The following is a 26009-nucleotide window of genomic DNA, read 5'->3' as shown; positions in this document are numbered from 1 at the left end:
TGATTAAGAAAATAGGCGAGTCGTCAAGAAATTCACTCGAACAGATAACGGGGCTGCCTGTATTTCTTGATTTATGGGTGAAAGTTATTCCGGGATGGCGGAAAAATAATCTTGCTTTAAAGCGACTCGGTTATGCGTAAAAATAAAACTCCCGGCCTTATTAAATCAGGTCAGGAGTCTTATTTTAGTTTGAGAAAGGAGTGTTTTATGTTAGCGTCTCATTCTGAAAAATTCGTCAATGCTGTCAAGAATATCTTTCGGGAGCATAGTCTTCAATAAATATTTTTCCGGCTTGAATCTCAAGACTTCCATAATGCTGCGTTTGTCGCCCTTTGCCGTTAAGAACATCACCGGAATATTTGCCGTATTAGGATCAGAACGAATCATCTCTAAAACTTTCGGGCCGTTCACTATTGGCATCTCGAAATCAAGCAGGATTAAATCAACTTTATTTTTTGCAAGTATTGTGATCGCGTTCATTCCTGAATTTGCCACTAAAATTTTATAGCGTGTTGACAATAAACTCTTCATTGAACGCAGGGCCGTAGCATCATCATCTACTATTAGAATGCTCTTGAATTCTTTCAGCTTGTCGACTGCCTCGCCCTCTTTCTGTAGACGCGCTATTAAATCCTGAAGATCTACAGGACGCGTATACATTCCTGCAACGTAATCTGCTTTCTTGCCGATAATCAAATCAAGCTCTTCTTGAGTCCCTATTACAAAGAATCTTATCCCCCTGTCCTCGACTAAATCACGAATATAGCCGAGTACATCAATCATTAAATTGTCCTCACCCTGCAAATAAAGTATAAATATTCTCGGTATGTCAGACTTTGGCGCGCTTGCTCCTTCTGTTGTGTCAGATCCTGAGTCCCCGCCGCCCTCTTCGCTTAATAATGCAGCAACTTCGGGATCAACTGAAGACTCATCGTCAACGCTCGAAGAATTATCTTCTTTCAAAAAATTTGATATTGCTGTAACGTCCGGATGAACCGTCAAAACCTCGAAATCCTGAGTCTTCAAATGATTAATAATTCCCTGTGATATGAAGCTCATTTTTTCAGTTATAAATAATATTTTGCTCATCTTTCTGCCTTCTTTCACGTAAATAATATATTATTCTAATAAACTTTCAAGAGTCGACCAGTCCGCAGCCGTTACGCATTCTTTTATCTGCTCGAATCTATCACGTTCGGACTCGGGTATACGGAAATTTTTAGCCTCGTCAATCATTTTGTCAATATTATCAAGATCAAAATCTGCCGCAAATCCCTTTATAAGCGAATACATTTCGTGTAAATCTTCTATAGAAATTTCAGGCAGTGACATATCAGGCTCATTTTTGCCGAAAACTTTTGAGAGTACTTCTTTATAGCCACGATATTGCGATAATAACGCCGGAGTCTTCGTCTCGATTTCGTGAATGTCATTTTTGTCGCCGCATTCTTCGAGATATTTTGCGTCGGCTGAAAGATTCAACGCTCCCACTAAACGAGCGGCACTCTTCAACGCATGAACTAACACCGTGTAATTCTTGATGTCCTTCTCGCGCTCAAATTTTTCTATGTCATCGGCTTTCTTGTCAAGAGTATTATAAAAAATTTCCAGTGCCTGAATAAATGTATCTTCACTCCCGCAATTAGTTACTGCCGCGTTATAGTCAATTCCGGGGATATTTTTATAAGGTGAAGGAGTCGAGTCTGATTCGGATTCTGATTCCGGCTGTGATTCTATTTCTTGCGCAGGCTCGTTAATAATTTCGTCCTGAGTCATAGCGTCGCCCTTGATAATTAATTCAGGCGGTAAATATTCTAGCAAAATCTGCTCAAGTCTCACAGTGTCTACAGGTTTAGAAATATAATCGCTGAATCCCTCATCAATATATAATTGTCTCGCGCCTAATACAGCATTTGCAGTTAAAGCAACAACAGGAGTATTATAATTCAAGCCGTCCGGAGTTTTCCGCAAATTGTGAAAGGCCTCTATACCATCCATGCCGGGCATTCTGTGATCAAGAAATATCATATTATATTTATTCATTCTTGCAAGCTGTAACATTTCTACGCCGCTCGAAGCAGTATCAATCTTGATTTTAGTTTTCTTTAACAAATTCGCGAATACAAGCAAATTAACATCAGCATCATCAACAACTAAGACTCTTGCTCCGGGTGCTTGGAATGATTGAGTGAATTTCACATTTTGCCGAGTCGTTGCCATTGAGTAAGCCCGTTCATAATCTCCTATGGGCTCCCACTTGATAACATTTTGACGCACATCAAATGAAAAAGTAGATCCCTTGTGAAAGACGCTTTCAATTTTGAGTTCGCTTCCCATTAGCTGTAACAATTTTTGCACAATCGGCAGGCCAAGCCCGGAACCGTCCGCGCTGAATTTTCTTGATGTCTCTAAATGCTCAAACGGTGTAAAAATATATTCTATATTCTCGGCTTTGATTCCGATTCCCGTGTCAGTTACTGCGCACTTAAGCAAAATATTATATGTGTCAATCGTCTCAAATCCTATAGTGATAGTAACTCCGCCGCGTTCTGTATATTTTATTGCGTTGTTGAGTAAATTTAACATGACTTGCCTAATATGATACTCGTCGCCGTCAAGAATTCGCGGTATCGATTTATCGACATTCACCGTGAAATTTAAAGATTTCTTCTTGGCCTGTTCAGCGGCTATATTGACCATGTCATTTATTAACGAGCTTAAATCATATCTCACCGGCGAAATTTCCATTTTATTATCCTGCAATTTTGAGAAGTCAAGAATGTCGTTAATTATTCCCAGCAATGCCCGCCCGCTCCGTTGAATGACAAGCGCATATTCTTTTATTTCCGGCCTGTCTTCCTCGCGTAAAATCATCTCGTTCATGCCTAGTATAGAATTCATGGGAGTTCTTATTTCATGCGACATGTTATCAAGAAATGAGCTTTTAGCCTCGTTTGCTGAGTTAGCTTCTTTTATGGCATGATCGAGTCTCACCTGCTGATTTCTGTATGAGTAAGTATAAATTAAGCATAATATACCAAGCGCGCCAGTTACAACAAGAATCGGAACAAATGTGCTGCCCCTCACTGTCAGAGCGTAATTAATTGTGCCGGGGTAAATATGTTCAAATATAGTATTAGAAATATAAGCGGTAATTTCTAGGCACAACATAATAACAGCGTCAGAAAAATCCATTATGCAGGGCGTGGCAACTACAGCAAGAATAAAGAAAACGGGGACTCCTCCGTCCGTGCCTCCATCAATAAAGAATAATGCAGTGAGTCCAAATATAAAGCCTCCCGCAGTTACTGGATATTCGAGCCATGAAATTTTTTGAGACTCGCCGCGTGAAATACTTTTTATCGCATAAATCAGCATAATAAGAGACAGCGCACAAAGAATTAAATACGCCGCCGCAGAATTCTTGAATCCCTGAACGAGTCTTATAATTCCCAGCAAGCCCATAGAAAACGATGACACTACACCAAATGCGCAAATGCATAAAGATTTTATGTTCGCAACTCCGTTGTCAGTAGTCGTTATAAATTGTCTTAGAGATTGAGTATTCATGACTTGAATAATATCACATTTAGAGTGCAGGTGCTATAACTATGGAAAATTTTTGTTATTATGTGTGAGTGTAAAAATTGCTGCGTGAAAATTATATTTATACGTTAAAAAAATATTTGTCATTCATTGCAGCTGTGTTGATTATAAATTTTTTTGTAGCTGTAAATGTAGCTGTAAAACTTGTATTTTTCCGCAATTATTTATCATTGAAAATTTTCCGGCAAATAATTATCATATTTTCTAATAATATCGCAATTAGGGCGCAAGTGTTATACTTTCATAAACATATTTTCTCATAATAAACTAAAATTTTTGCGACATTTTTCATGCAGTAAGGAGCATGCTTAAATTTGGAAAGTCATTACATAATAGAATCAGAAATCGCCGTAATTCTTCTAAGTGTTACACTATGTGTATATCTTGAGCTTATATATTCAGGCTCAACGTCCGAGAAAAAAGGTTTATTGCGATATTGTTATATGACGACAGCAAGCAGCATAGTTGATGTATTTGTCTCGATAATTCTTGCAAAAGATTCTACGTGGTCAATTACTTCAAAATATTACTGCTCGTTAATATGGCAAATTGCATCGTGCGGAGTTTATTTCATGTTCATGCGTTATATAGCGGGCTTCAGCACAGACAGGACTCAGGGCAAAAAAAGAATGCTTTACGCTCAAAATATAGTACTCGGAACATATTTTTATTTTATGCTTGTCGGACATTTCACCGGGGCAAATTTTGCTATTCAAGATAATAATTTAATCCCCGGCGCGTTAAATTGGCTGTTGTCATACGGTTATCCGGCTTTATGGGCTGTGTGGACGTGGGTGGAGCTTTATATTTACAACAAAAATTTTTCTCGCGGTCAGTTATGGGCATTATTCATAAATTTTGCTGTATGCTGGGTCATTCAAATCGCACAAATTAATTTATTCCCTGATGTTCCTGTTAATTTCATAATAATTTCTGTGAATGTATATTATTTCTTTTTCCTGCTTGAGACTCCGGCATATAGAGATTTGGAGCGGACACTTGAGAGACTCCGTAAAGCTAAAGAAATCGCCGACGAAGCTAACGAGGCAGCCATTGCAGCAGACGCGGCCAAAGGTGAATTTCTCGCAAATATGTCTCATGAGATTCGCACTCCGCTTACTACTATATTAGGAATGAACGAGGTTATTTTGCGAAAATATGAGTCCGGCCCTATATACGAATATGCACTGGATATACAAAGCGCAGGAAATACTCTATTACACATAATAAATGATATATTAGACTTCTCAAAAATTGAGTCCGGCCAGCTTGAATTATCTTCAAGAAATTACGATTTGGCGCGGGTTTTGCGGGATGTTGACAATATGATTAAGATCAGAGCCGAGCAGAAAGGCCTAAAATATATTTCTCAAGTCGATGAGTCATTGCCTGAAGAGTTATTCGGCGACAGAATCAGAGTCCATCAAATTATGGTCAATATCTTAAATAACGCCGTAAAGTACACGAAAAAGGGCAGCGTAAAATTTACTTTGTCAGGTGAAAGAGGCGACGACCCTTCTTTAATCGTCCTGCACATCACTGTAACTGATACAGGAATAGGAATTCACGCAGAAGACATCCCGAAATTATTTCAGTCATTCAGCCGCATAACTTCAAAGGAGACTCATAATATAGAAGGCACGGGGCTGGGACTTGCTATAACTGGGCGGTTAATTGAATTAATGGGCGGAACTGTTGAAGTTACTTCTACGTACGGTATAGGCTCAACATTTCACGTAGTAATCCCGCAAAAAGTTGTAGGCAGCAAGACAATCAAGCAATATGAATCAGAAGAGTCAAAGCAGAAAAAGGAATCCCGCAAAGTCCTGAAAGCTCCTGACGCAAAAGTTTTAATTGTTGACGATAATGACATGAATAGAATCGTCCTGCGCTCGCTCATGAAGGAAACTCAAATTAAAATCGATGAGGCCGAATCAGGTGAAGAGTGCTTAAAGAAAATCGCCGCGAATTCTTATGATGTTATCTTAATGGATTATATGATGCCTAGAATGGACGGGAAGGAGACTCTTGCGAAATTAAAGCAGATGACAGACGCACCCGGAGCAAGCGCAAAAGTTATTGTCTGTACTGCAAATGCTCTTGTCGGTGTGAGGGCTGAATTACTCGCAGCAGGTTTTGATGATTTCTTGAGCAAACCCGTAAACGGACTCGAACTTGAAGAAATGTTAGCGAAATATATTCCCTCCAGTAAAATTACGCAGGGGGGGGGGGGGCATTAACAAATGCTGAGTTACGGAATTAATGTCGGACTTGAAGCTACTATGCTCCCATTCTTGGCAGTCCTGACAGCGTTTTTATTTATCAGATATGCCACGAACGCGGAAATAAACAAGAGATTTAGATATTTAGCTTTGTCAACATTTGCCGCAGCTTTTCTTGAAGTAGTATCGACTCTCTTAATAGACGGCTGGGGACATCAACACGGATTAAATCTCGCAGTCAGAACACTTTATTATGCCGTAGTGAATTTAAACGCGTATTCTTTAATGCGTTACGTTGAAGAGTATGTACAGGTCAGGGACGAAAATTTTGACATGTTGAATGCTATATTGCTTGCGTCAAGTTTTGCGGTTCTAGTGTTTAATTTATTTCCTGCTACGTCGGGATTCTTTTTCCTGATTGACACGGCTGGCGGCTTGCAGAGAGGGCCGTATAATACACTTTGGCGGAGCGTCTATGTAGTATATTTTGTTGCAGTGGCTATATATTTGCAATTAACTCATAAGGAATTCTACACGGCGAAATCTCAATATATAGTCATGAATATTTTAGGCTGTATATTAATAGGCTCGTTTATAGTTCAGTATGTAGTAATCCGCGAATTCTTATTTGTTTATGTGTCAGCTACGATTCTATTATTTATAATATTCTTTTATTATGAGGCTCCGACATACAGGCGCATGAACACAGTAGAGAAGGAATTAGAAGAATCCCGACTAAATGCCGAGCAGTCAACCCGAATGAAAAACGCCGCGAATCGTGCAAAAAGTGATTTTCTCGCAAATACCTCACACGAAATCAGAACGCCCATGAATGCAATTTTAGGAATGAATGAGATGATTCTCAAAGAAAGCAGAGATCCCAGCATAAGAGAGTCCGCGCTTGATATTAGACGGGCGGGGAATCATTTACTCACTATAATAAATAATATACTTGACATTTCTAAAATCGAGTCCGGCAAAATGGAATTATTTAATACTGACTATCATTTATGGCAGATGCTCAAGGATATAGAAGAAAGCAATTTTGAGTCATTACACGAGAAGGATCTTAAATTAATTCTCGACATTGATAAAAATTTGCCCGAACATTTATACGGCGACGAGGATCATTTAAGGCAGATAATCATGAATTTAATCGATAACGCCGTGAAATATACTGATAAGGGCTCTATTACTCTAAGAGTGAGGGGAGAACTTAACGAGTACTCAAGACTCAACATGAAAATTTCTATAATAGACACTGGAATCGGCATAAGAAACGAGGATTTATCGCGGCTGTTCAAATCATTTGAGCGCGTTAATCTGAACGAGACTCAAAGCATACAGGGCGCGGGGCTTGGCCTGACTCTAGTGAGATATTTGCTTGAGTTAATGGGCGGTAAAGTCCACGCAGAGAGCGAATACGGCAAGGGAAGCACGTTCACTCTTGAATTTACCCAGCAATTAGCGCAGGAAGGTTTTAGAGGCACAATAGCAGAATATGAAAAAATGTTAGAGAATGCACCGGAAGCAATGCCGGGAATTCTGCCCGATAATGATGAGCCTTTCACTTGTCCTGACGCAAAAATTTTAGTTGTCGATGATACCCCTGTTAATTTAGTCGTAGCGAGGGGGATGCTCAAAGAATATAAATCGCAGGTCGATACAGTTGAGTCCGGTGAAGAGTGCCTGAAACTTTTAGAAACAAATCACTATGATATTATTTTCTTGGATCATAGAATGCCGGGACTTGACGGAATAGAGACTCTGAATAAAGCAAAATTAATCGATGGGCCGTCGAGACTCGCGAAATATATAGCACTTACTGCGCACTCGGGAACAGGGTTCAGGGAAGAATATATAAATCTAGGCTTTAATGATTATTTGCCTAAGCCGTTAAAGTCTGATTCACTCAGGAAAATTTTAGCGCGTTATATTCCTGACAGCCTGAAAGTTAGATAAATTGCGTAAATAAAACGTGTCAATCCCCCTAAATCTTAATCGAACACGTAAAGCAGCTAATAAATATATATTATATAAGGAGAGAAAATTAATTTGTTCAATCAAGAAAATTTTATGACGCTCGAAAAAATTTCAGTCAACATGCCCGGGGCGTTACTCGTTTATAAGGACAATGCGGAAGAAGAAATAATTTTTGCGAGTGAAGAAATTGCCCGAATATTTGAATGCGACTCGCCTCAAGATTTTATGAGGTTCACTGGCGGGAGTTTTGCGACGGTCGTATATCCTGAAGACATAGAAGAAGTAAACGAGATAATCAAATCGCAAATTAAAGCAAGCAACGGCTATGACTATGTAACTTACCGGATAATCACGAAAAACGGCACAATCAAGAAAATAGAAGACTGGGGCAAACTCGTTCATGATTCAGAACTGGGCGGTTTATTTTATGTGTATCTTAATGATATGAACATACGCGAGAAATTATTAAAGCTCTCCGGACAAGCTGCTTTGCCTGAACCTAAAGCAAATATTACCGACAATTTAACGGGACTAACTAACATGAAATATTTTAGGCAGGAAGCCCCGAACTTGATAAAAGATTTACACAAAAAGGGGGGAATTCCTAAATGTATTTATTTCAATATCCGGAATTTCAGGACATATAACGAGGCTTATGGATTTTCCGGCGGTGATAGAATGCTTAAATCAATATCAAGAATTTTGCTTGACACATTCCCGCGCGGTCTAGTCTCAAGATTTGACGATGATCATTTTGCAGTAATAACCCCTCAAGACGATTTACCGGAAAAAATAGAACGTCTCAGCGTCAGAATTAATAACATGCGTCACGGCGTAATAGTTGAACTTAAGGCCGGAATCTACGAGATATTAAATCCTAAAATGGATATAAGCATAATTTGTGACTGCGCAAAAATGGCGTGTGACTCAATAAAGCGCGAATACGGGACTCTCGTGAAATTTTATGACGGCGACATGGATAAACAATTACATTTGCAGGAACATATATTAAATTCATTCTCGGACGCTCTGAACACTCACAAAATAAAAGTATATTTTCAGCCGGTTGTAGACGTGAACACGGGAGAAATTGCTTCAGTTGAGGCCTTTACGCGCTGGGAAGATCCCGAATACGGCAGATTATCGCCCGCAAATTATTTATATATTCTTGAAGAGTCATATCAGATTCATAAATTGGACTCGTTTGTTATAGAGAGAGTCTGCGAGGAGTTGAACCGTGAGAGAAATAACGGCGAAAAGTTAATACCAGTATCATTAAATTTATCGCGCTTAGATTTTGAACTCACTGATATAGTAAGAGTAATAGAGGACTCGATCAAGAAATATAATATTCCGCGTGAAATGTTGAGATTTGAGCTTACAGAAAGTTTAATAGCTGTAGACATGGACGCAATGAAACACGAGACTGACAGATTAAGAGAACACGGCTTTAAAGTTTGGATGGATGCATTTGGATCGGGGTATTCGTCATTGAGGGTGCTGAAAGATTTTAATCTTGACGGCCTGAAAATAGATATTGACATGATGAAGAGCCTTGACGACGAACGCGGAAATATAATAATCTCGGCTGTTATACAAATGGCGAAAAAATTAGGAATTCCCGCACTCTCTAAAGGTGTAGAGACAAGCGAACAATTAAAATTTTTGAAATCTGCAGGCTGTGATTTAGCGCAAGGCTTTTACTTTGGACGGCCCGAACCCATAAAAGAATAATTATTTATGCTCGGATTTCCATTTTTTAATCGAGTCGAGTCTTTGCTTGTATCTTGATTCGCTGCCCTGTTCAGTGGGATTATAATATTCGCGGCCAATTAATGAGTCCGGGAAGCACTGCATACTTGTTAATTTTTCGCTGTAATCATGAGCATATTTATAATTCTTCCCGTAATCTAAATCACGCATTAATTTTGTCGGAGCGTTCCTGATATGTAAAGGCACTGGCTCGGCTAAACTCTGTAAAGCGTCCTTCTTTGCGAGATTATATGCAACGTCAAGCGCGTTAGATTTAGGAGCTATTGACATGTGTATAACTAATTGAGTCAAATTTACGCTGCATTCGGGCATTCCGATAAAGTGGCAGGCATTATAACAAGCAACTGACATTGCTAGAGTCCCCGGATCCGCGAGACCTATATCTTCACTTGCAAAACGTATTAATCTCCGCGCAATATATAAAGGGTCTTCACCTGATTCCAGCATTCTTGCAAGCCAGTAAACTGCCGCGTCAGGGTCTGAATTTCTCATTGATTTATGCAGAGCCGATATTAAATTATAGTGTTCTTCCCCGTTCTTATCGTATAAAAGCGATTTTCTTGACGTACACTGTTCGAGAATTTCACGCGTTAAAATAATCTGCCCGTCCTGATTTACTTCTGAGTTATTGCTCATCATTTCGAGTAAAGACAAGGCCGATCGAGCATCACCGCCCGAAAAAATTGCGATTGATTTTAATATATCGTCATCAGCCTTATAATTTTTGCCGAGAAATTCTAAAGCACGCCGCAATAATTTTATTAAGTCATCAGGACTCAGAGGCTTTAACACGAAAACTTTACAGCGCGACAATAAAGCCCCGTTAATCTCAAATGATGGATTTTCCGTTGTAGCACCGATTAATATAATGCTGCCCTTCTCGACAAACGGCAAAAACGCGTCCTGCTGTGCTTTATTGAACCTGTGAATCTCGTCAACAAATAAAATAGTTCTCGTGCCAAATTTTTTATTGTCTTCAGCCTGTTTCATGATCTCGCGAATTTCTTTAATGCCGCTTGTTACTGCAGAAAAATTTATGAATTCAGCTTGAGTCCTACGTGCTATTATGCTTGCTAGTGTAGTCTTGCCGACTCCCGGAGGCCCCCAGAATATCATCGAGGGGATTTTGTCGCTGTCTATTATTCGTCTCAAAATTTGTCCGGGCGCGATTAAATGCTCCTGACCTGCGAAATCTTCAAGCGAGTCCGGTCTCATTCGTGCGGCGAGCGGCTCATCACTTGGAACTGTGAATAAAGTATTATTATTAAGCAAAAAATTTTTTCCTTCTTTCATGTATATATTATATTACCGCATTTGAGACTCTGCCCACTGATAAAGGGATTCAAGCGCAGGAATTAGAGTTTTACCCCGTTTTGCGAGCGAATATTCAACAGTCGGCGGAATCGTGTTATATTGCTTGCGTTTAATAAATTTGTCGCGTTCTAGTTCTCTCAAGCATTTAGTAAGCATTGTAGCTGTTATGCCTATTACTTTGCGTTCGAGTTCGCCGTATCTTAGAGTCTGCTTTTCAGAGTCTGCGATATACCATAAAATAGGCAGCTTCCATTTTTGCCCGATTAATTCCATAGCGTAGAGTATAGGGCAGTCTGTGTTATAAATATTTTCCTTGCTGGGTAAAGGCTTTTGACTCATTGAAATAAATTCTCCCCTTATTATAATATTTTCTGCTGCGTTCCTGTTATAAATATATATATATAAGCCATGATATATTTTGCGAATAAAAATTTATTTCATAATCATAATATTTCGCGTTAAATCCCTGCGCACGAATTTATATAATGCACTCGCTATAAAAAATTTTCTCATGTCATTATATTCCGCACGTACTATAAAGCATTCACACTAACATTTGCGATAAATATAAAATTTTCCGGCCAACTTCTTAATATTTTTATGCGTATATCCCTCATAATTCGATATTTTTTGCAAATATCACTATATATTTTATAGCGACAAAGAAATTTCTTCATTCTTGTTTTTATTGTGTAGTTAATTATAATTTCAGAGTAATTCAAGCGCAATCATAAAAGGAGTATTTATATAGCATGAAACAAATATTTGAGCCTGTCGAGCTAAGAAATTTGACAGCTAAAAATAGACTCGTCCGTTCGGCAACATGGGAAGGACTCGCGGAAATTGACGGGAATTTGCCCGATGAGATATATAAAATTTATTCGGAACTTGCACGGGGCGGAGTCGGAGCGATTATAACAGGATTCACAAGCGTTGCAGAAAATGATTTATATTTTGACGGAATGATGAGACTTTGCAGCGATAAATTAATTCCTGAATATAGAAAACTAGTAGATATAATACATTCTGAAAATTGCCAGGTTATAGCTCAACTTGCACTGGGAGCTTACTATAAATATAATATGCAGATTGAACCCGATAAAATGACTCTTAATGATATAAAACTAGTTATTCAAGAATTCATAAATGCTGCTGTTATAGCTCAAAAAATAGGCTTTGACGGTGTACAGATTCACGCGGCACATTTCTTTTTCTTGAGCAGATTTATATCACCGGCAATAAATCACAGAGTCGACTCATACGGCGGCAATACAGAGAATCGAGCGGGAATAATTCTTGAAATTTTGCGGGGAATTCGCGAATCAGCACCGAACTTGCATATTTCTATAAAGATTAACAGCAGCGACTTTATACGGGGCGGCTTAAATGAGTCCGAGTCTCTCACGATTTGCAAATTATTAGATAATGCAGGAATTGACTCGATTGAAATTAGCGGTAATGGGACTTCAGTAACTGGCATAAAAGCGCATATTAACGAGGGATATTTTACGCCGTTTGCTGCTCGTGTAGCTGAAATAGTTTCATGTCCTGTTATAGTCGTCGGAGGTTTCCGCAGTCTTGACACTATGGAAGATGTTATTAATCGCTCAAAAATTGAGTTAATTTCTTTATCGCGCCCGTTAATTTGCGAGCCCAGTTTACCCGCTAAAATGCAAATGGATAAAAATATAATTTCTAAGTGTATTTCTTGCAACCGGTGTTACTCGTCGCAGGCTCATAAATGCGTCTTCAGAGGTGAGAATTAATCATGATGTTTCGCTTAAATGTGCCTACTAAGAGGGGCGTTATCTTGAACGGGGTATTATTCAAGCAGGATAAACAAAAAAATTCTGATACTGTAATGATAGCTATAACGGGAATTCACGGAAATTTTTACTCAAACCCGTTTTATTATAATATCGGCGACACTTTGAACGCGGGCAATATAGATTTTATTTACGCACAGACTAATGACGCATTCGGCCAGATCGAGACACTTAATATTAACACGGGACAAAATGAAATAATAGGCTCATGGAACGAGAGATTTTGCTATACTGATGACGATATAAACGCGTATATAAATTTTGCCGAGTCAGAAGGCTACAAAAATATAATCTTGGCCGGGCACTCACTGGGAGCTAATAAAGTCATATATTATTTATCTCGGAAGCATGACGAACGAGTCAAAAAATTTTTCTTGCTTTCACCGGCAAATTTAGATCACATGATGTCAGGAGTTACTGAACGCGAAAAAAATATAATTCTCTCACAAGTTAAACGCGGAGACGGTAATAAATTGCTGCCATTTCCTTTTATGGGCTGGGTTGAGTGCATAGCTGATACTGCATACGACTGGCAATTTTCGGGGCTGTTAAATAACGTTCATACGGAGAAAAACGGGGATTTTTCACAGGCTGAAAATATTTCGCATTCGGGGGCATTACTTGTCGGGACTTATGACAATTTTACGGACGGAGACCCGGCGGAATTTTTGCGCAATATTAATAATCACATGCCTAAATCTCAAGAGAATAAATTAATCTTTATCGAGAAAACCGGCCATACTTACCAGCGAAAACATCAGGAAGTCGCAAATGATATTTTACAGCAATTACAAGAATGGAGATAAAATTATGCCGTTTATTACAGCTAGAGTTAATACTAAGATTGACAAGAATCAAGAAATCAAGATAAAAACTTTAATGGGTCAAGTAATCGCACTAATTCCCGGTAAGAGCGAAAAATATTTAATGCTTGGACTTGAAGACGACTATAAATTTTATTTGCGGGGAGATTCACAGAAAGCAGCTCTAATTGAAGCCAGCATATTTGGCAATGAAGATCACGAGGGATTCAAGGAATTTGCACAGGAGACTACGAAAATTTTTAATGGAGTCTTGAATATTCCCGCTGAAAATATTTATATAAATTTTGCTGATATTAAAGCATGGGCAGTTAAAGGCGTATTCATAGAAGGTAATATATAAATGTGCGAGATTATAATTACAACTTTTACAGATCCTATGATGGGACTTTCTTATGAGTGCGAGCCAGTTTACGAGAAATTAGCAAATTATTTCAACGGTCATATAATATTTAAGTATATAATGAGCGGGCTTGTTAGAGATGTAAGTGATTTCATGCTGCCTGAAGAACTCAAGCTGCCGCCTAAAGAAGGAATCGCAAAATATAATAATCGTCTCGCAAAAATTTATCTAAGTGAGCAAAATATCGGCGGTCTTCCCATGAATATGGCAAATTTTCACTTATTTGACGAGAATCACAGATCTTCATACCCGTTAAATGTTGCTTATAAGGCCGCAGAATTGATTAATCCCTATAAAGCATATTTATATTTGTTGAGATTGAGACGGGCGACAATTTTAGAGGGCAGACAAACGACACTAGACAGCGAATTAATTAATATAGCCCGTGAAGTAGGAATAAACGAGAAAATTTTTTGTGAATATTATTATAACGGCCAAGCAATGAAGGCATTTCAGGAAGATTTAAAGTTTAAGAATTCGCTGGGAATTCATTATTTGCCGTGCTGCCTGATTCAATGCGGGAATCATGCAAAACTTGTGAACGGTTTAATCGGATTTGAAGATTTTCTTGACTACGGAAAAAATAATCATGATAATATCTCCTATTGTTATAATTTTGAATAAAAGGAGATCAGGGAATGCGTAAATTTTTGATTGTAGTAATAATAGCGTTAGCTAGTGCGGGGGCTTCATATGCTCAGACGTTAAAAAATATGCTTGAAACTCTTGACGGTGTTGTATCTATTCAGGAAATCACACAGGAAAATAAAATTTTTGACGAGAAATATATAATAACATTTGAGCAGCCTTTAGACTGGGATGGAGCGAGCGATTTATATTTTACTCAACGTGTAGAAATAGGCTTTAAAGGCTTTGACAAGATAAATATATTTAACGTGGGCGGCTATAATCTTCAGGACAAAAATTTTTCAAGTGATGACAGAGTAGACCTCGCAAAAATCTTTGACGCAAATTATATAGCACCTGAATATAGATATTTCGGGAAGTCAGCACCGGCCGGATTGTCAGTAAATGACACAAATTTATGGGAATATTTGACGGACTATAACGCTTCAAGCGACTTTCATAATATAATCACGCAGTTAAAGCAGATTTTAACGGGCAAATTTATTTTTACAGGAGCAAGCAAGGGCGGCCAAGCAACTAATGTACATGCTTATTATTACCCGTCTGACGCAGATATTTACGTGTCATATGTCGCGCCGTTCTGCAACGGTCAGGAAGATATGCGAATGATTGACGCAATTAATAATAATATCGGCACGGAGCGTTATGGCAGTGAGCAGGCAAAAAAATATCGTGATTTAATGCTTGATTTTCAGGTTGAGCTGATTAGAGAACGTGAATTCTTACAGCCTAAATTAATGGCTAATAGAATAACGAGCTTTGATGTTAGTTTACGGCCTGAATATAATATCTCAAAGGATTATGAGATTTATTACGCGTTGGATTTCGTCGAGGAAATATGGCAGTATGAACAAAATTTTGTCTCGGTTGATTATATTTTGAACATGCCTAGAGAAAATAGCAATGACCGGCAAATTTATTTAAATACTATGCTTGAATTCATGAAAGCTGATGACGGCGATAATAGTATTGCTGATTTCTTCCCGTATGAAGTCCAAGCTCACAAAGAAAACGGTAAAGACGGCTATAAATTTAAATATTTGCGCGAAAAATTAAATAAAGCAGGCTTAAATTTGACCATAAACGAAAATGAAGAAAGCGGCCTATATTCAAGAATGATTTTCACGCCCGAACAGCGCAAGATTTTCACGTTCAATCCCGATTTACGAAATAAAATAATTGACTGGACGCAAAATAATACAAGTAATGTAATAATGCTTCATGGGAGCTCAGACCCTTGGTATTACGGCAGGCTTGAAGAGGCTGATAACGGCAGAAATATTTATTTATTCGTAGATGATACGCAAGCACACGGCTTGAATATAAGCAAAATGCCGGAAAATTTAAGAATTCAAGTAATGAACTTGCTTAATGACTGGCTTTATAATGAGAGTGATAATAATTATGCATTGTCTAAGAGTAATAGCGGCTGTAATTCCGGATTGTCAAGTATTTTGCTTGCAGTTGTCTTGTTAGGCATGTGCAAAAGGGGGATATTTCGCCTGAAAATTTTTAGTATGACCAGTTAGAATTTGAATTTGCCGCACTGTGATAAAATTTTGCAATCATGAAAGCTCAAATTTTCCTGTGTATAAATTATAGTATCTTCCTTTTTTAGCGAGTAATTCAGAATGAGTCCCCCGTTCGATAATTTGCCCGTGTTCAATAACTAGTATTAAATCTGAATTTCTCACAGTTGAAAGCCTATGAGCTATCACAAAAACTGTTCGGCCATGCATTAAAGCGTCCATCCCTCTTTGTACGAGTGACTCGGTTCTAGTATCTATTGAAGATGTTGCTTCATCAAGAATCATTATAGCCGGGTTTGCTGCTGCTGCTCGTGAAATTGCTATTAATTGCCGCTGACCGTGACTCAAATTTGCCCCTGCTCCCGTTAAAAATGTGTTATAGCCTTCAGGGAGTCGAGTAATGAAGTCATCAGCTCCGACTAATTTTGCCGCATTAATACATTCTTGATCGGACGCGCTTAGATTCCCATAACGTATATTTTCGAGTATTGAGTCGCTAAATAAATTAGTGTCTTGCAGGACTACAGCCAAATTTTTACGCAAAGAAGATTTCTTTATTTCGCGAATGTCAACGCCGTCAAGTAAAATTTTTCCTGATTGAACGTCGTAAAATCTCGGAATGAGATTCGCAATAGTTGTCTTCCCTGCACCCGTTGAGCCTACTATAGCAATTTTTTGTCCGGGCTTGGCCGATAAAGTTATGTCATGTAAAATTTTTACGTTGTTATTATATGCAAAATTTATATCGCAAAATTCTATATCGCCCAGTGTTTTGCGCGAGTCAAGTATAATCTTCCCGGAATCGTCTTCAGGTTCAGAGTCAATTAATTCAAATATCCGCCCAGCTCCTGCCAGTCCTGAAATAACGGAATTTATATTCATAGATAAATGATTCACAGTCATTGCAAACTGTTTTGTCATGTTCAAAAATGGAAGTACTACGCTTATGCTCATAGGAAGGCCGGAAATGCTAAAATTTTTGATATTTGCTAGGATTAATGCGCCGCCCGATAAAGCTGTTATTACATATAAAATATTGCCTATATTATTTAAGATCGGCCCTAGTGTGTTAGCTCGTTTATTAGCCTGTTCTGACTGGGTGAATAATTCATTATTAATTTTCTCGAATTCCTGAATGCTTTTATCTTCCCTGCAAAAAACTTTTATAACTTTCTGCCCCGTCATCATTTCTTCTGCAAAACCTTCAAGCAAACCCGTATTTTTGTGCTGCCTCCTGAAATGATGAGAACTACGCCCGCCGATTTTTTTCGTGATAGTGAACATTATAATAATTCCCGCGAAAGTTATACAAGTAAGCCATATGGAAAAATAAAGCATTATGGAAATTACAGCAATAATCGTAATTATAGCCGTCAATAAATTCGGTGCTGCCTGAGAAATTAACTGCCTCATTGATTCAACGTCATTAACAAATTTGCTCATAATATCGCCGTGAGACTGGGAGTCAAAAAATTTAACGGGTAAATTCTGCATTCTGTCAAACATTTTTTGCCGTATATTGAGTAAGACTCCCTGCGTGATTTCTGCTCCGATATAGCCCTGAAAAAAGACTCCGGCAAGTGAAAGCGCGTAAAGTCCTGCGAGAATGAGCAGCAGCTTTATAATATTCATGCTTATTTCAGGCCAAGTAAGAGAAGGGGGCGCAAATTCGATTAAGGCCGTAATTTTCTGAATGAACACAGAAGGCAGAGTATTAATCCCCGCGCAAAATAAAATCAGGAATATAACAAGCGGCATTTTGACGGGGAATGAGTCAAAGATTTCACGTATTATGCGAGTAAAATTTTTCATGAAAGATTAAACGGTTCGAGACTGCGATTTAATATCCCGTGCATATGAGCTATAGCCACGCCGTAATTTACGATTTTAACATTTGCGAGTTCGGCGCGTTTGAGTCGTGATGTCATTTCCTGTTCGTTAAGCATACAGCCCCCGCAATGAATTATTAAATCAAAATTTTTCAGCTCGTCAACTTCCGGGAATGTCCCGCCCGATGTGAATTCAAATTCAGGAGTCGAGCCGGTAAATTTTCTTATCCATTCGGGAATCTTGTCGCGTCCTATGTCCCCGCATTGCCTGTGATGTGTGCAGCCCTCAGAGATTAAAACTTTGCCGCCGTCCCTAAGCTGTGATAATTTTTTCGCACCGTCTACCAGAGTCCGCAAATTGCCTTTATAACGCGCAAATAATATCGAGAATGAAGTCAATAAAATATTTCTAGGCAAAATTTTATTCACGCGCCCGAATACTTGAGAGTCAGTGATTACTAATTTGGGCAAATTCTTTAACGAGTCAAGAGTTTTAGCAAGTTCTGAGTCCTGACAAATAAAAGCCGAGCATTTAGAGTCTAATATATCGCGTATAGTTTGCTGTTGAGGCAGAATTAATCTTCCTTTAGGTGCTGCCTTATCGACTGGTACGACAAGAATAACTATATCGCCGGGATTTAATAAATCACTCACAAGTTTTTTGCTTGAGTCTCTATTTTTCGCGAGTGAAGCAATTTTTTGCTTAAGTTCGCTTATATTCTCGCCGGTTAATGAACTTACTAGAAATTTATCACTTGGCCTGACTCGTAATAAATCGGCTTTATTATATGCAATTATATAAGGAAGATTGCGGGACTCGAAAATTTTTATTAATTCAAGCTCGGAGTCTGACATTTCGCAGGTTGAGTCATGAACTAACACGGCAATATCGCAATTTGCAAGAATATTTTTCGCGCGCTGGACTCTTTTTTCGCCGATAACGCCGGAGTCATCAAGTCCGGGAGTATCAATTATTACAACCGGGCCGAGCGGTAAAAGCTCCATAGATTTCTTTACTGGGTCAGTAGTTGTGCCTTTGATTTCTGACACTATAGAAAGCTCCTGACCTGTTATAGCATTAACAAGACTCGATTTGCCCGCATTTCTCAAACCGAAAAAAGCAATATGGACTCTTTCACCTGAAGGAGTTTGATTCAAGCTAGAACCTGAAATCCCTTGCGTTTCCATTTCTCATGGCCTCGATATTATTTCTTGCAATTTCTCTAACATTTTCGCGCGGTATTCTTTCAAGTTCACGCTCAATCATTTCATAGCCGATTCTTTTCGTCTCAGGTGAGGCGTAATCTTCTAAGTATTCAGTGAGAGTCATTAACGCATTAGGATGGCAGCAATTAAGAATTTGCCCGGACTTGCATAGACTCATAAATCTGTCGCCAGTCCGCCCCGCCCTGTAACAAGCAGTACAGAATGAAGGAATGTGATTTTGTTTCATGAGCCACTGTACAACTTCATCAAGAGTGCGCTGATCAGATACGTCAAATTGTTCTGTGTCATGAGGCCTGATTTCTTCAGTATAACCGCCCACTGAAGTGCGAGAACCTCCGCTAATTTGAGAGATTCCGACTTCGAGCATTTTTGCGCGGACTCGTTCATTCTCACGCGTTGAAATTATCATACCGGTATAAGGCACGGCGACTCGAATACAAGCGGCAATTTTAGTAAAAATTTCGTCGGGTATTGCATTATTGAATTCGTCGGGATCAATATCATCGGCTGGCTTGACTCTGGGAACGCTGATTGTGTGAGGTCCGACTCCGAAAACTTTTTCTAAGTGTTCAGCGTGCATTAAGAGTCCTGCGAACTCATATTTATAGCCTTCAAGCCCGAATAAAACACCGAGTCCAACGTCATCAATTCCGGCCTGCATTGCCCTGTCATGAGCTTCAGTGTGATAATTATAATCATGTTTAGGGCCGGTCGGGTGTAAATACTCATAACTTTTTTTGTTATAAGTCTCCTGAAATAAAATATAAGTCCCGATTCCTGCGTCTTTCAACTTCTTAAAATTTTCTATTGTGGTCGCAGCAATATTTACATTTACGCGCCTAATATCGCCGTTCTTATGATGTACGCTGTAAATAGTTTTTATGCTTTCAAGAATATACTCAATGGGATTATTTACGGGATCTTCTCCGGCCTCAATTGCGAGTCGTTTATGTCCCATGCCCTGCAACGCAATGACTTCGGCGCGTATTTCTTCCTGAGTTAATTTCTTGCGGGTAATATTTTTATTTTTCGTGTGATAAGGACAATACAAGCACCCGTTAATACAATAATTAGAAAGATAAAGCGGCGCAAATAAAACGATTCGATTTCCGTAAAAAGCTAGTTTAATTTCTTCGGCTACCTTGTAAATTTTCGCGATAATCTCCGGATCTTCACAAGCTAACAATATGGAAGCCTCCCGATGAGTCAGCCCTGAACACGTACAGCCGTTATTATTCCATTTTGGGCGGGCCTTCTCAAGCAACGAGTAAATTAATTCCTTGTCATTCTTGTGAGCCTCTGCATATATAAGAGTGTCTAAAATTTCGTCGTGATTAATAAATTCGTCAGCATTCATTGATGCCGGATTATATTTCATAGTCTGCCCCTCCGTTCTTACGAGTCAGAATAAATAAAAAAATTTCTTCCCCGTCAGAATCTATATTTTTGCAGAAATTATAACACGTTAAATATATTTATGATAAAATGTGCGTAAACTTTCAAGAAAGGGCTTGACAATTTAATAATGAATCGTGATGTTGATTCTAAATCAGTTCAGACCAGCCAGACCAGTAATAATTATACATTGAAGGGAATATTAAAAAAATTTTTGCCGTCTAAAATCAGGCGGATAATATCCAGTATTATTTATACTCCGTGGAAACATGACAGAGTACGCAGGAATTTATTCAGCCCAAAAAAATTTGATAAGATCCCCTATATAATTCGTCGTAAAGATAATACATGCGGATTATTTTCGTATTTCAATAATATTTTAATGGCTATTAATTACGCTGAAGAACATAATTTTATTCCTGTTATTGACATGAAGAATTATCCAAATGCTTATTTATATAATGACGAAGTTAAACACGTTAACTCATGGGAATATTATTTTGAGCAGCCTAGTAATATATCTCTCGATGATGCTTTATCGTGCAGAAAATATATTATTGGCCGAGATAGTATTCTTTACTACAAGAAATATTTAAGTGTCGAACGAATGCATGAACTTTGCAAAAAATATATTAGATTTAAGCCCTCTGTTCTTGAGAAGTTAGCAATTTTACAGGAGAAAACACAGGGCAAAAGGATCTTAGGCGTTAAAATAAGAGGTACTGATTTAATAGCGCATAAACCTAAGGGGCATTATGTACCGCCGACAGCAGAACAAGCAATTACAAAAGTTCAAACGGTCATGCAAGAAAAAAATTTTGACATAATATATCTCGCTACTGAAGATAAAAATATCATGGAAAAATTTAAGGCAGCTTTTGGCGATAAATTAATACTTCCTGAGTGCGATTATCTTGATTATGATTATAACAGTAAGGGAGATTTAGCAGAATATAATACAAATAGACCCAACGATAAGTATTTGCGCGGACTTGAATATCTAGTATCGATTTTATTTATTAGCAAATGTTGTCAAGGGTTTATTGCATCGAGAAGCAACGGTACAGAAGGAGCAATATTTTTATCTGAAGGCTTTGAATATTTATATGTATTCGACTTAGGACGTTATGAATAAAGTTTGACAAAATATATAATTATTGCTATATTTTCACGCGGTTTACTTGGCCTCGTAGCTCAGTGGATAGAGCGACTGCCTCCTAAGCAGTAGGCCGGGTGTTCGAGTCACCCCGAGGTCGTTACTTGAAAAATTTTGATGTCGGATGTTTTGCCCGCGCTAAGTTCACAGCTTTTAACAAATTCTCCCGCAATTCGTCAGGGCTCGTTACTCCGTCTACATTGCCGAGTATATAATTATTGCCGATATATAACGCTCCGTTCACGATATGCAGTTCATACGGTGCGAGTTCTAACTGTAAATATTTATCGAGATTTTCACGGACTTTATTTAATACGGTCTTGATTTCCGGAGTATTATTCCCCGTCGCAACTGTTGAGCTGTCTATTATTAATTGAAGATTTGATTTAGTTTCCCGTATGCTGGTACGTAACAGGCCAAGTGAATATTTTCGTTCAATGGGAATATTTTTATCATGCAAAAATTTAACTGCATCGGCGAGTCTTTGTTTTGATTCCGGGTGATTCATGTAAATGCCGTATTCTATTAAAGGCTGCTTATACTCTTCGGCCATAAATCTTTCAAAAAGTGTAATCATTCCAGTGGGAGAATAGCCCGATTTAATTAACGCCTCAAGTCCGAGCCTGTCCGCTTCCTGTTCAAGTTTTAAAGTATATGAGCTTGTGATTGCTACGTTAGCTAGATTTGCTAGAATTATGGGAGCTGCTGCACCTCCGCTCAATAACATAGCCGCCAGTGTAGCAAGATTTACTTTGTTAGTATCTGCTGCCATTCGTAAAGAGTGCCTTTGATCCGCGTGAATCATTTCGTGAGCCATTACTGCAGCAAGTTCTGAATCAGTCTTCAGGGCGTCAACGATTCCAGTCGTGAAAAAAATAAATCCGCCGGGTAAACAAAACGCGTTCATATTTTCAGTCTTGACGAGTCTAACTTCCCAGTTTATACGGCGTTCCATGAAAGGCTCTAATTTATTCAATATCATTTCTAGGCGTGAAGTTATTGCGGGGTCAGTAGTCAGCGGCCATTGTTCCTCGATTTGCTTCATAGCTTTGCGGCCGATTTCGCGTTCACGTTCAAGAGTAGTGCTGTTATCTGCTTTATCTGCGGCAAAAATTGAACTCGCAAATAATAATATTATTAATCCTGCAATAAAAAATTTTCTCATGCTAATAATATAATCCTCCCATGCGTGAATATCTTGCTGCGGCTCTGTGCATTGCCTTACGTTCAGAAATTTTTGATCTCAATTCGTCCGCGTGCTGTCTTAATTGTATAATTGCCTCGTTTTGAGCGTTAATAATACTTGCTGAAATCTCGCGAGTCTCCTGTACTAATTCCTGCAATTCTAAATCATCAGGATATAAATTAAGCAATTTCTGCCCGAATCCTCCTGATTTATCATTATCATTAATATTAACTGGGTCATTATTTTCCGACAAGCCATAACTACAAAGCAAATCCTGCCAAGTATCAGCGAGTAATTGAAGCTGTGAAATAATTTCGTCTTTCTTAGGAGCGAGTCTCACTAATTCGTCAGTATCGCCATCTAGGGCAATGGCCTCAAGTTCCCTAGAGATCATCGCCCTTAGTGATTTGCATAAATTTATTTCGCGTGAAATTAACTCTTTAGCTTGAGTTAATATATTATCCTGCAAGTGTGAATCCTCCGGCCTTTGCTGTCTTCTGAGCGGGTGCAGCTGTCTTATATGCCGTCTGAGTAGGTGCTGCGGGTTTGGCTGGCTGTTCGGGTTTCTTGCCTTCAAGTTCTAATATAGCATTCTGAAGGTCTTTATCTTCTGGGTGAGCCGCTTGATATTCCTGCAATAATTGAACGAGTGCGCCCTCCCATGTTGCTTTTAACTCTTCGAGCATTCCACGGACTGTGCGGATATTATCGGGTTCCTTTTTCATGTTGGCATCGACTAATAATTGATACATGTATTCATAAAGCTGCATTAACTTGTCGGCCATCTCTCCGCCCTTGTCCTTATTAAGAGTTACCATTAATTCGCGTATAACTTCCTGAGCGCGTATAGTTTCTCTGTTCGCTAAATCGTAATCAGGTGAACCGCCGTTTTTGCCGAGCATAGCATTTTCTGCCGCATGACATGCTTTAATGCCAATATCGTACGTGATTAATAAGAGCTGTTCTTTTGTTGCGGTCGTGATTCGCGTGGCCTGATATGTAAATTGAGCGTTGTTATTGTTTACCATTTTTATATCCTCCTGAAAATTTTTGCTTTATTCTCACTCACTGACCCTAATATCGGCAATAAATTCCGCAACGTTTAGCACATTTTATATTAAACGTCAAGATTTTTGACTTTGTGAGCATTTGTAATAATAAATTCCCTTCTCGGCTCAACTTTTTCACCCATCAAAATATCAAAATATTCATCAGCAAGCAAATTATCATCAAGTTCGACCTGTTTTAATATTCGATTCGCTGGATTCATAGTCGTGTCCCATAACTGTTCGGGGTTCATTTCGCCGAGTCCCTTGTAACGCTGGACAGTAACTTTTGAGGGATCGGGGGCGTTGTCAACATGTGAGCGCAATTCTTTATCAGTGTAGCAATAATTTACAGTTTTGCCGTATTGAACTCGATACAAAGGCGGCTGGGCTAAATATAAATATCCCTGTGATAAAAGCTCCGGCATATGACGATAAAAGAAAGTCAATAAAAGCGTGCTTATATGTGCTCCGTCAACGTCTGCATCTGTCATGATTATAATTTTGTGATAACGTAATTTCGTAGCGTCAAATTCTGCACCTATTCCGCAGCCCAGTGCTGTAATAATCGTCTGAATTTCTCTATTAGCTAACATTTTATTCATTTGAGCCTTCTCAACGTTTAAAATCTTACCGCGTAACGGCAAAATCGCTTGAAATGTCCTGTCCCGGCCTTGTTTTGCGCTGCCTCCTGCACTGTCGCCTTCTACTATATATAATTCTGTGTTCTCAGCTTGTTTTGACGAACAGTCTGCGAGTTTACCGGGTAAAGTCATTCCTGACATTGCACCTTTACGGACTAACTCACGGGCTTTCTTGGCCGCTTCTCTGGCGTGTTTTGCGCGTAATGCTTTCTCGACAACCGGGCGAATAATTTCGGGTCTGTCTTCAAATGCTGACATGAGTCCATCATAAATAACCGAGTCAACAGCTCCCCGAACTTCACTATTTCCGAGCTTTGTTTTTGTCTGGCCTTCAAATTGAGGGTCGCTTAATTTCACGGATAAAACGCAGGTTAAGCCCTCTTTTAAGTCATCGCCGGTCAAGTTGTCTTCTTTTTCCTTCAGGACTTTATTTATTCTAGCAGCCTCGTTAATTGCCCTAGTCAGTGCCGTTCTTAGTCCGACTAAATGAGTCCCGCCCTCAATCGTGTGAATTAAATTCGCGTATGTGTAAACATGTTCTTGATAACCGTCATTATATTGCAGTGCCGCGTCAATTGAAATATTATTGTTTGAACCTGATATAACTATAGGCTTATCAAATAATGCGTTCCTGTCCTTGTCTATATATTGAACAAATGCGCCTATACCTCCGGTGTAAAAATATTCTCGTCTTTCGTTAGTGCGTTCGTCATGGACTGAAATTTTTAGGCCGGGATTCAAGAAAGCTAGTTCACGAAAACGGCTCTTTAACGTGTCAAGCGAGTGATGTACATCTTCGAAAATTTTACGGTCGGGCATGTAATGAATTCTAGTTCCGCGCCAATTTGCGTTATTGCCCGTTGTTGTAAGGTCAGTTACAGGGACTCCGCGCTTGAATCTCTGAGTCTTCTCGACTCCGTCGCGTGCAATGGTAATAACTAGCCATTCAGACAAGGCATTAACAACGGAGACTCCGACACCGTGCAGACCTCCAGAAACTTTATAAGCTCCCTCGCCGAACTTCCCGCCGGCATGTAAAACAGTCAAGACTACTTCACTAGTAGGACGGCCGTTATATGGATGCGGATCTGTAGGAATTCCCCTGCCGTTGTCCTGTATGGTAATGCTTTCGTCGGAGTGAATTATAACTTGAATTTTATCGCAAAATCCCGCCATAGCCTCATCGACTGAATTATCAACGACTTCATAAACTAAATGATGAAGCCCGCGGGTGCCTGTGTCGCCTATGTACATTCCGGGGCGTTTTCTGACAGCCTCCAGACCTTCAAGGACTTTGATACTTTCTGCGCCGTAATTATTAGTTGTAGATTCCATTATGAGATAAAAAATTTTCTCCTTTATATGATATGTATATTATAACAAATTCGCATTATAATTGAC

20 protein-coding genes and 1 tRNA gene are annotated in these 26009 nt (G+C 38.9%); 10 read left to right on the top strand and 11 right to left on the bottom strand.

Annotated features, from left to right (window positions below):
* Nucleotides 1–210: 210 nt before the first annotated feature.
* Entirely contained in the window at nucleotides 211–1089 is an 879-nt protein-coding gene (locus IJS99_07595; protein ID MBQ7561678.1) for a response regulator, read from the bottom strand.
* A gap of 30 nt (nucleotides 1090–1119) precedes the next feature.
* On the bottom strand, nucleotides 1120–3570 hold the full coding sequence (locus tag IJS99_07590) for a response regulator (GenBank protein MBQ7561677.1): 2451 nt from the start codon (nucleotides 3568–3570) through the stop codon (nucleotides 1120–1122).
* A 350-nt stretch (nucleotides 3571–3920) separates the two neighbouring features.
* Between IJS99_07590 and IJS99_07585 the strand changes: the two genes are divergently transcribed.
* The 3 genes from IJS99_07585 (at nucleotide 3921) to IJS99_07575 (ending at nucleotide 9545) form a co-directional block, all read left to right on the top strand.
* Complete coding sequence (locus tag IJS99_07585; GenBank protein ID MBQ7561676.1) at nucleotides 3921–5846, top strand: response regulator; 1926 nt, start codon at nucleotides 3921–3923, stop codon at nucleotides 5844–5846.
* 3 nt (nucleotides 5847–5849) lie between these two features.
* The gene (locus IJS99_07580) at nucleotides 5850–7790 is read left to right on the top strand and encodes a response regulator (GenBank protein ID MBQ7561675.1); all 1941 of its coding nucleotides are present in this window, start codon (nucleotides 5850–5852) and stop codon (nucleotides 7788–7790) included.
* A 93-nt stretch (nucleotides 7791–7883) separates the two neighbouring features.
* Complete coding sequence (locus tag IJS99_07575; protein MBQ7561674.1) at nucleotides 7884–9545, top strand: GGDEF and EAL domain-containing protein; 1662 nt, start codon at nucleotides 7884–7886, stop codon at nucleotides 9543–9545.
* Here IJS99_07575 and IJS99_07570 read toward each other — a convergent pair whose 3' ends face one another.
* Together IJS99_07570 and IJS99_07565 are read right to left on the bottom strand one after the other, a co-directional pair.
* Nucleotides 9546–10877, bottom strand: a complete 1332-nt coding sequence (locus IJS99_07570) for a replication-associated recombination protein A (protein MBQ7561673.1) — start codon at nucleotides 10875–10877, stop codon at nucleotides 9546–9548.
* Nucleotides 10878–10889: 12 nt separating this feature from the next.
* On the bottom strand, nucleotides 10890–11237 hold the full coding sequence (locus IJS99_07565; protein MBQ7561672.1) for a helix-turn-helix transcriptional regulator: 348 nt from the start codon (nucleotides 11235–11237) through the stop codon (nucleotides 10890–10892).
* Nucleotides 11238–11650: 413 nt separating this feature from the next.
* Between IJS99_07565 and IJS99_07560 the strand changes: the two genes are divergently transcribed.
* The 5 genes from IJS99_07560 to IJS99_07540 are packed head-to-tail and all read left to right on the top strand — an operon-like array spanning nucleotide 11651 to nucleotide 16125.
* A complete protein-coding gene (locus tag IJS99_07560; GenBank protein MBQ7561671.1) occupies nucleotides 11651–12664 on the top strand; it encodes an NADH:flavin oxidoreductase in 1014 nt (337 codons plus the stop codon).
* A 2-nt stretch (nucleotides 12665–12666) separates the two neighbouring features.
* The gene (locus IJS99_07555) at nucleotides 12667–13530 is read left to right on the top strand and encodes a DUF1749 domain-containing protein (GenBank protein MBQ7561670.1); all 864 of its coding nucleotides are present in this window, start codon (nucleotides 12667–12669) and stop codon (nucleotides 13528–13530) included.
* Nucleotides 13496–13888, top strand: a complete 393-nt coding sequence (locus IJS99_07550) for a hypothetical protein (GenBank protein ID MBQ7561669.1) — start codon at nucleotides 13496–13498, stop codon at nucleotides 13886–13888. Before IJS99_07555 ends, IJS99_07550 begins: the two co-directional genes overlap by 35 nt.
* Nucleotides 13889–14572, top strand: coding sequence for a DsbA family protein (locus IJS99_07545; protein MBQ7561668.1), 684 nt, complete (start codon nucleotides 13889–13891; stop codon nucleotides 14570–14572).
* 14 nt (nucleotides 14573–14586) lie between these two features.
* Nucleotides 14587–16125, top strand: coding sequence for a hypothetical protein (locus IJS99_07540; GenBank protein ID MBQ7561667.1), 1539 nt, complete (start codon nucleotides 14587–14589; stop codon nucleotides 16123–16125).
* Nucleotides 16126–16161: 36 nt separating this feature from the next.
* On the opposite strand, the gene IJS99_07535 is transcribed toward IJS99_07540, so the two are convergent.
* The 3 genes from IJS99_07535 to hydG are packed head-to-tail and all read right to left on the bottom strand — an operon-like array spanning nucleotide 16162 to nucleotide 20559.
* A complete protein-coding gene (locus IJS99_07535) occupies nucleotides 16162–17937 on the bottom strand; it encodes an ABC transporter ATP-binding protein (protein MBQ7561666.1) in 1776 nt (591 codons plus the stop codon).
* Nucleotides 17934–19142, bottom strand: a complete 1209-nt coding sequence (gene hydF, locus IJS99_07530) for a [FeFe] hydrogenase H-cluster maturation GTPase HydF (GenBank protein ID MBQ7561665.1) — start codon at nucleotides 19140–19142, stop codon at nucleotides 17934–17936. The genes IJS99_07535 and hydF overlap by 4 nt, the downstream gene beginning before the upstream one ends.
* Entirely contained in the window at nucleotides 19114–20559 is a 1446-nt protein-coding gene (gene hydG / locus IJS99_07525) for a [FeFe] hydrogenase H-cluster radical SAM maturase HydG (protein MBQ7561664.1), read from the bottom strand. The genes hydF and hydG overlap by 29 nt, the downstream gene beginning before the upstream one ends.
* 147 nt (nucleotides 20560–20706) lie before the next feature.
* On the opposite strand from hydG, the gene IJS99_07520 reads away from it, so the two are divergent.
* Nucleotides 20707–21711 (top strand): hypothetical protein, encoded by a 1005-nt coding sequence (locus tag IJS99_07520; protein ID MBQ7561663.1) that lies wholly within the window; start codon nucleotides 20707–20709, stop codon nucleotides 21709–21711.
* 48 nt (nucleotides 21712–21759) lie between these two features.
* Nucleotides 21760–21832, top strand: a tRNA-Arg gene (locus IJS99_07515).
* On the opposite strand, the gene IJS99_07510 is transcribed toward IJS99_07515, so the two are convergent.
* The 4 genes from IJS99_07510 to gyrB form a co-directional block, all read right to left on the bottom strand.
* On the bottom strand, nucleotides 21833–22897 hold the full coding sequence (locus IJS99_07510) for a M48 family metalloprotease (protein MBQ7561662.1): 1065 nt from the start codon (nucleotides 22895–22897) through the stop codon (nucleotides 21833–21835).
* A 1-nt stretch (nucleotide 22898) separates the two neighbouring features.
* Complete coding sequence (locus tag IJS99_07505) at nucleotides 22899–23387, bottom strand: hypothetical protein (protein ID MBQ7561661.1); 489 nt, start codon at nucleotides 23385–23387, stop codon at nucleotides 22899–22901.
* Entirely contained in the window at nucleotides 23377–23946 is a 570-nt protein-coding gene (fliS, locus tag IJS99_07500; protein ID MBQ7561660.1) for a flagellar export chaperone FliS, read from the bottom strand. The genes IJS99_07505 and fliS overlap by 11 nt, the downstream gene beginning before the upstream one ends.
* 89 nt (nucleotides 23947–24035) lie before the next feature.
* Nucleotides 24036–25943 (bottom strand): DNA topoisomerase (ATP-hydrolyzing) subunit B, encoded by a 1908-nt coding sequence (gene gyrB, locus IJS99_07495; protein MBQ7561659.1) that lies wholly within the window; start codon nucleotides 25941–25943, stop codon nucleotides 24036–24038.
* Nucleotides 25944–26009: the final 66 nt, after the last annotated feature.

Source organism: Synergistaceae bacterium (assembly GCA_017444345.1).
Lineage (GTDB): Bacteria > Synergistota > Synergistia > Synergistales > Aminobacteriaceae > JAFUXM01.
Note: the sequence above shows the minus strand (reverse complement) of the source record. Positions and strands in the feature narration are given on the sequence as shown.

What these genes read in the sequence shown, in the direction of transcription:
- IJS99_07540 (MBQ7561667.1), top strand. Translation starts at nt 14,587, where the DNA reads ATGCGTAAATTTTTGATTGTAGTAATAATAGCGTTAGCTAGTGCGGGG.
- IJS99_07550 (MBQ7561669.1), top strand. Translation starts at nt 13,496, where the DNA reads ATGATATTTTACAGCAATTACAAGAATGGAGATAAAATTATGCCGTTT.
- IJS99_07580 (MBQ7561675.1), top strand. Translation starts at nt 5,850, where the DNA reads ATGCTGAGTTACGGAATTAATGTCGGACTTGAAGCTACTATGCTCCCA.
- IJS99_07535 (MBQ7561666.1), bottom strand. Translation starts at nt 17,937, where the DNA reads ATGAAAAATTTTACTCGCATAATACGTGAAATCTTTGACTCATTCCCC.
- IJS99_07555 (MBQ7561670.1), top strand. Translation starts at nt 12,667, where the DNA reads ATGATGTTTCGCTTAAATGTGCCTACTAAGAGGGGCGTTATCTTGAAC.
- IJS99_07590 (MBQ7561677.1), bottom strand. Translation starts at nt 3,570, where the DNA reads ATGAATACTCAATCTCTAAGACAATTTATAACGACTACTGACAACGGA.
- IJS99_07560 (MBQ7561671.1), top strand. Translation starts at nt 11,651, where the DNA reads ATGAAACAAATATTTGAGCCTGTCGAGCTAAGAAATTTGACAGCTAAA.
- IJS99_07510 (MBQ7561662.1), bottom strand. Translation starts at nt 22,897, where the DNA reads ATGAGAAAATTTTTTATTGCAGGATTAATAATATTATTATTTGCGAGT.
- IJS99_07595 (MBQ7561678.1), bottom strand. Translation starts at nt 1,089, where the DNA reads ATGAGCAAAATATTATTTATAACTGAAAAAATGAGCTTCATATCACAG.
- IJS99_07570 (MBQ7561673.1), bottom strand. Translation starts at nt 10,877, where the DNA reads ATGAAAGAAGGAAAAAATTTTTTGCTTAATAATAATACTTTATTCACA.
- IJS99_07545 (MBQ7561668.1), top strand. Translation starts at nt 13,889, where the DNA reads ATGTGCGAGATTATAATTACAACTTTTACAGATCCTATGATGGGACTT.
- fliS (MBQ7561660.1), bottom strand. Translation starts at nt 23,946, where the DNA reads ATGGTAAACAATAACAACGCTCAATTTACATATCAGGCCACGCGAATC.
- hydF (MBQ7561665.1), bottom strand. Translation starts at nt 19,142, where the DNA reads ATGGAAACGCAAGGGATTTCAGGTTCTAGCTTGAATCAAACTCCTTCA.
- IJS99_07520 (MBQ7561663.1), top strand. Translation starts at nt 20,707, where the DNA reads ATGAATCGTGATGTTGATTCTAAATCAGTTCAGACCAGCCAGACCAGT.
- IJS99_07565 (MBQ7561672.1), bottom strand. Translation starts at nt 11,237, where the DNA reads ATGAGTCAAAAGCCTTTACCCAGCAAGGAAAATATTTATAACACAGAC.
- hydG (MBQ7561664.1), bottom strand. Translation starts at nt 20,559, where the DNA reads ATGAAATATAATCCGGCATCAATGAATGCTGACGAATTTATTAATCAC.
- gyrB (MBQ7561659.1), bottom strand. Translation starts at nt 25,943, where the DNA reads ATGGAATCTACAACTAATAATTACGGCGCAGAAAGTATCAAAGTCCTT.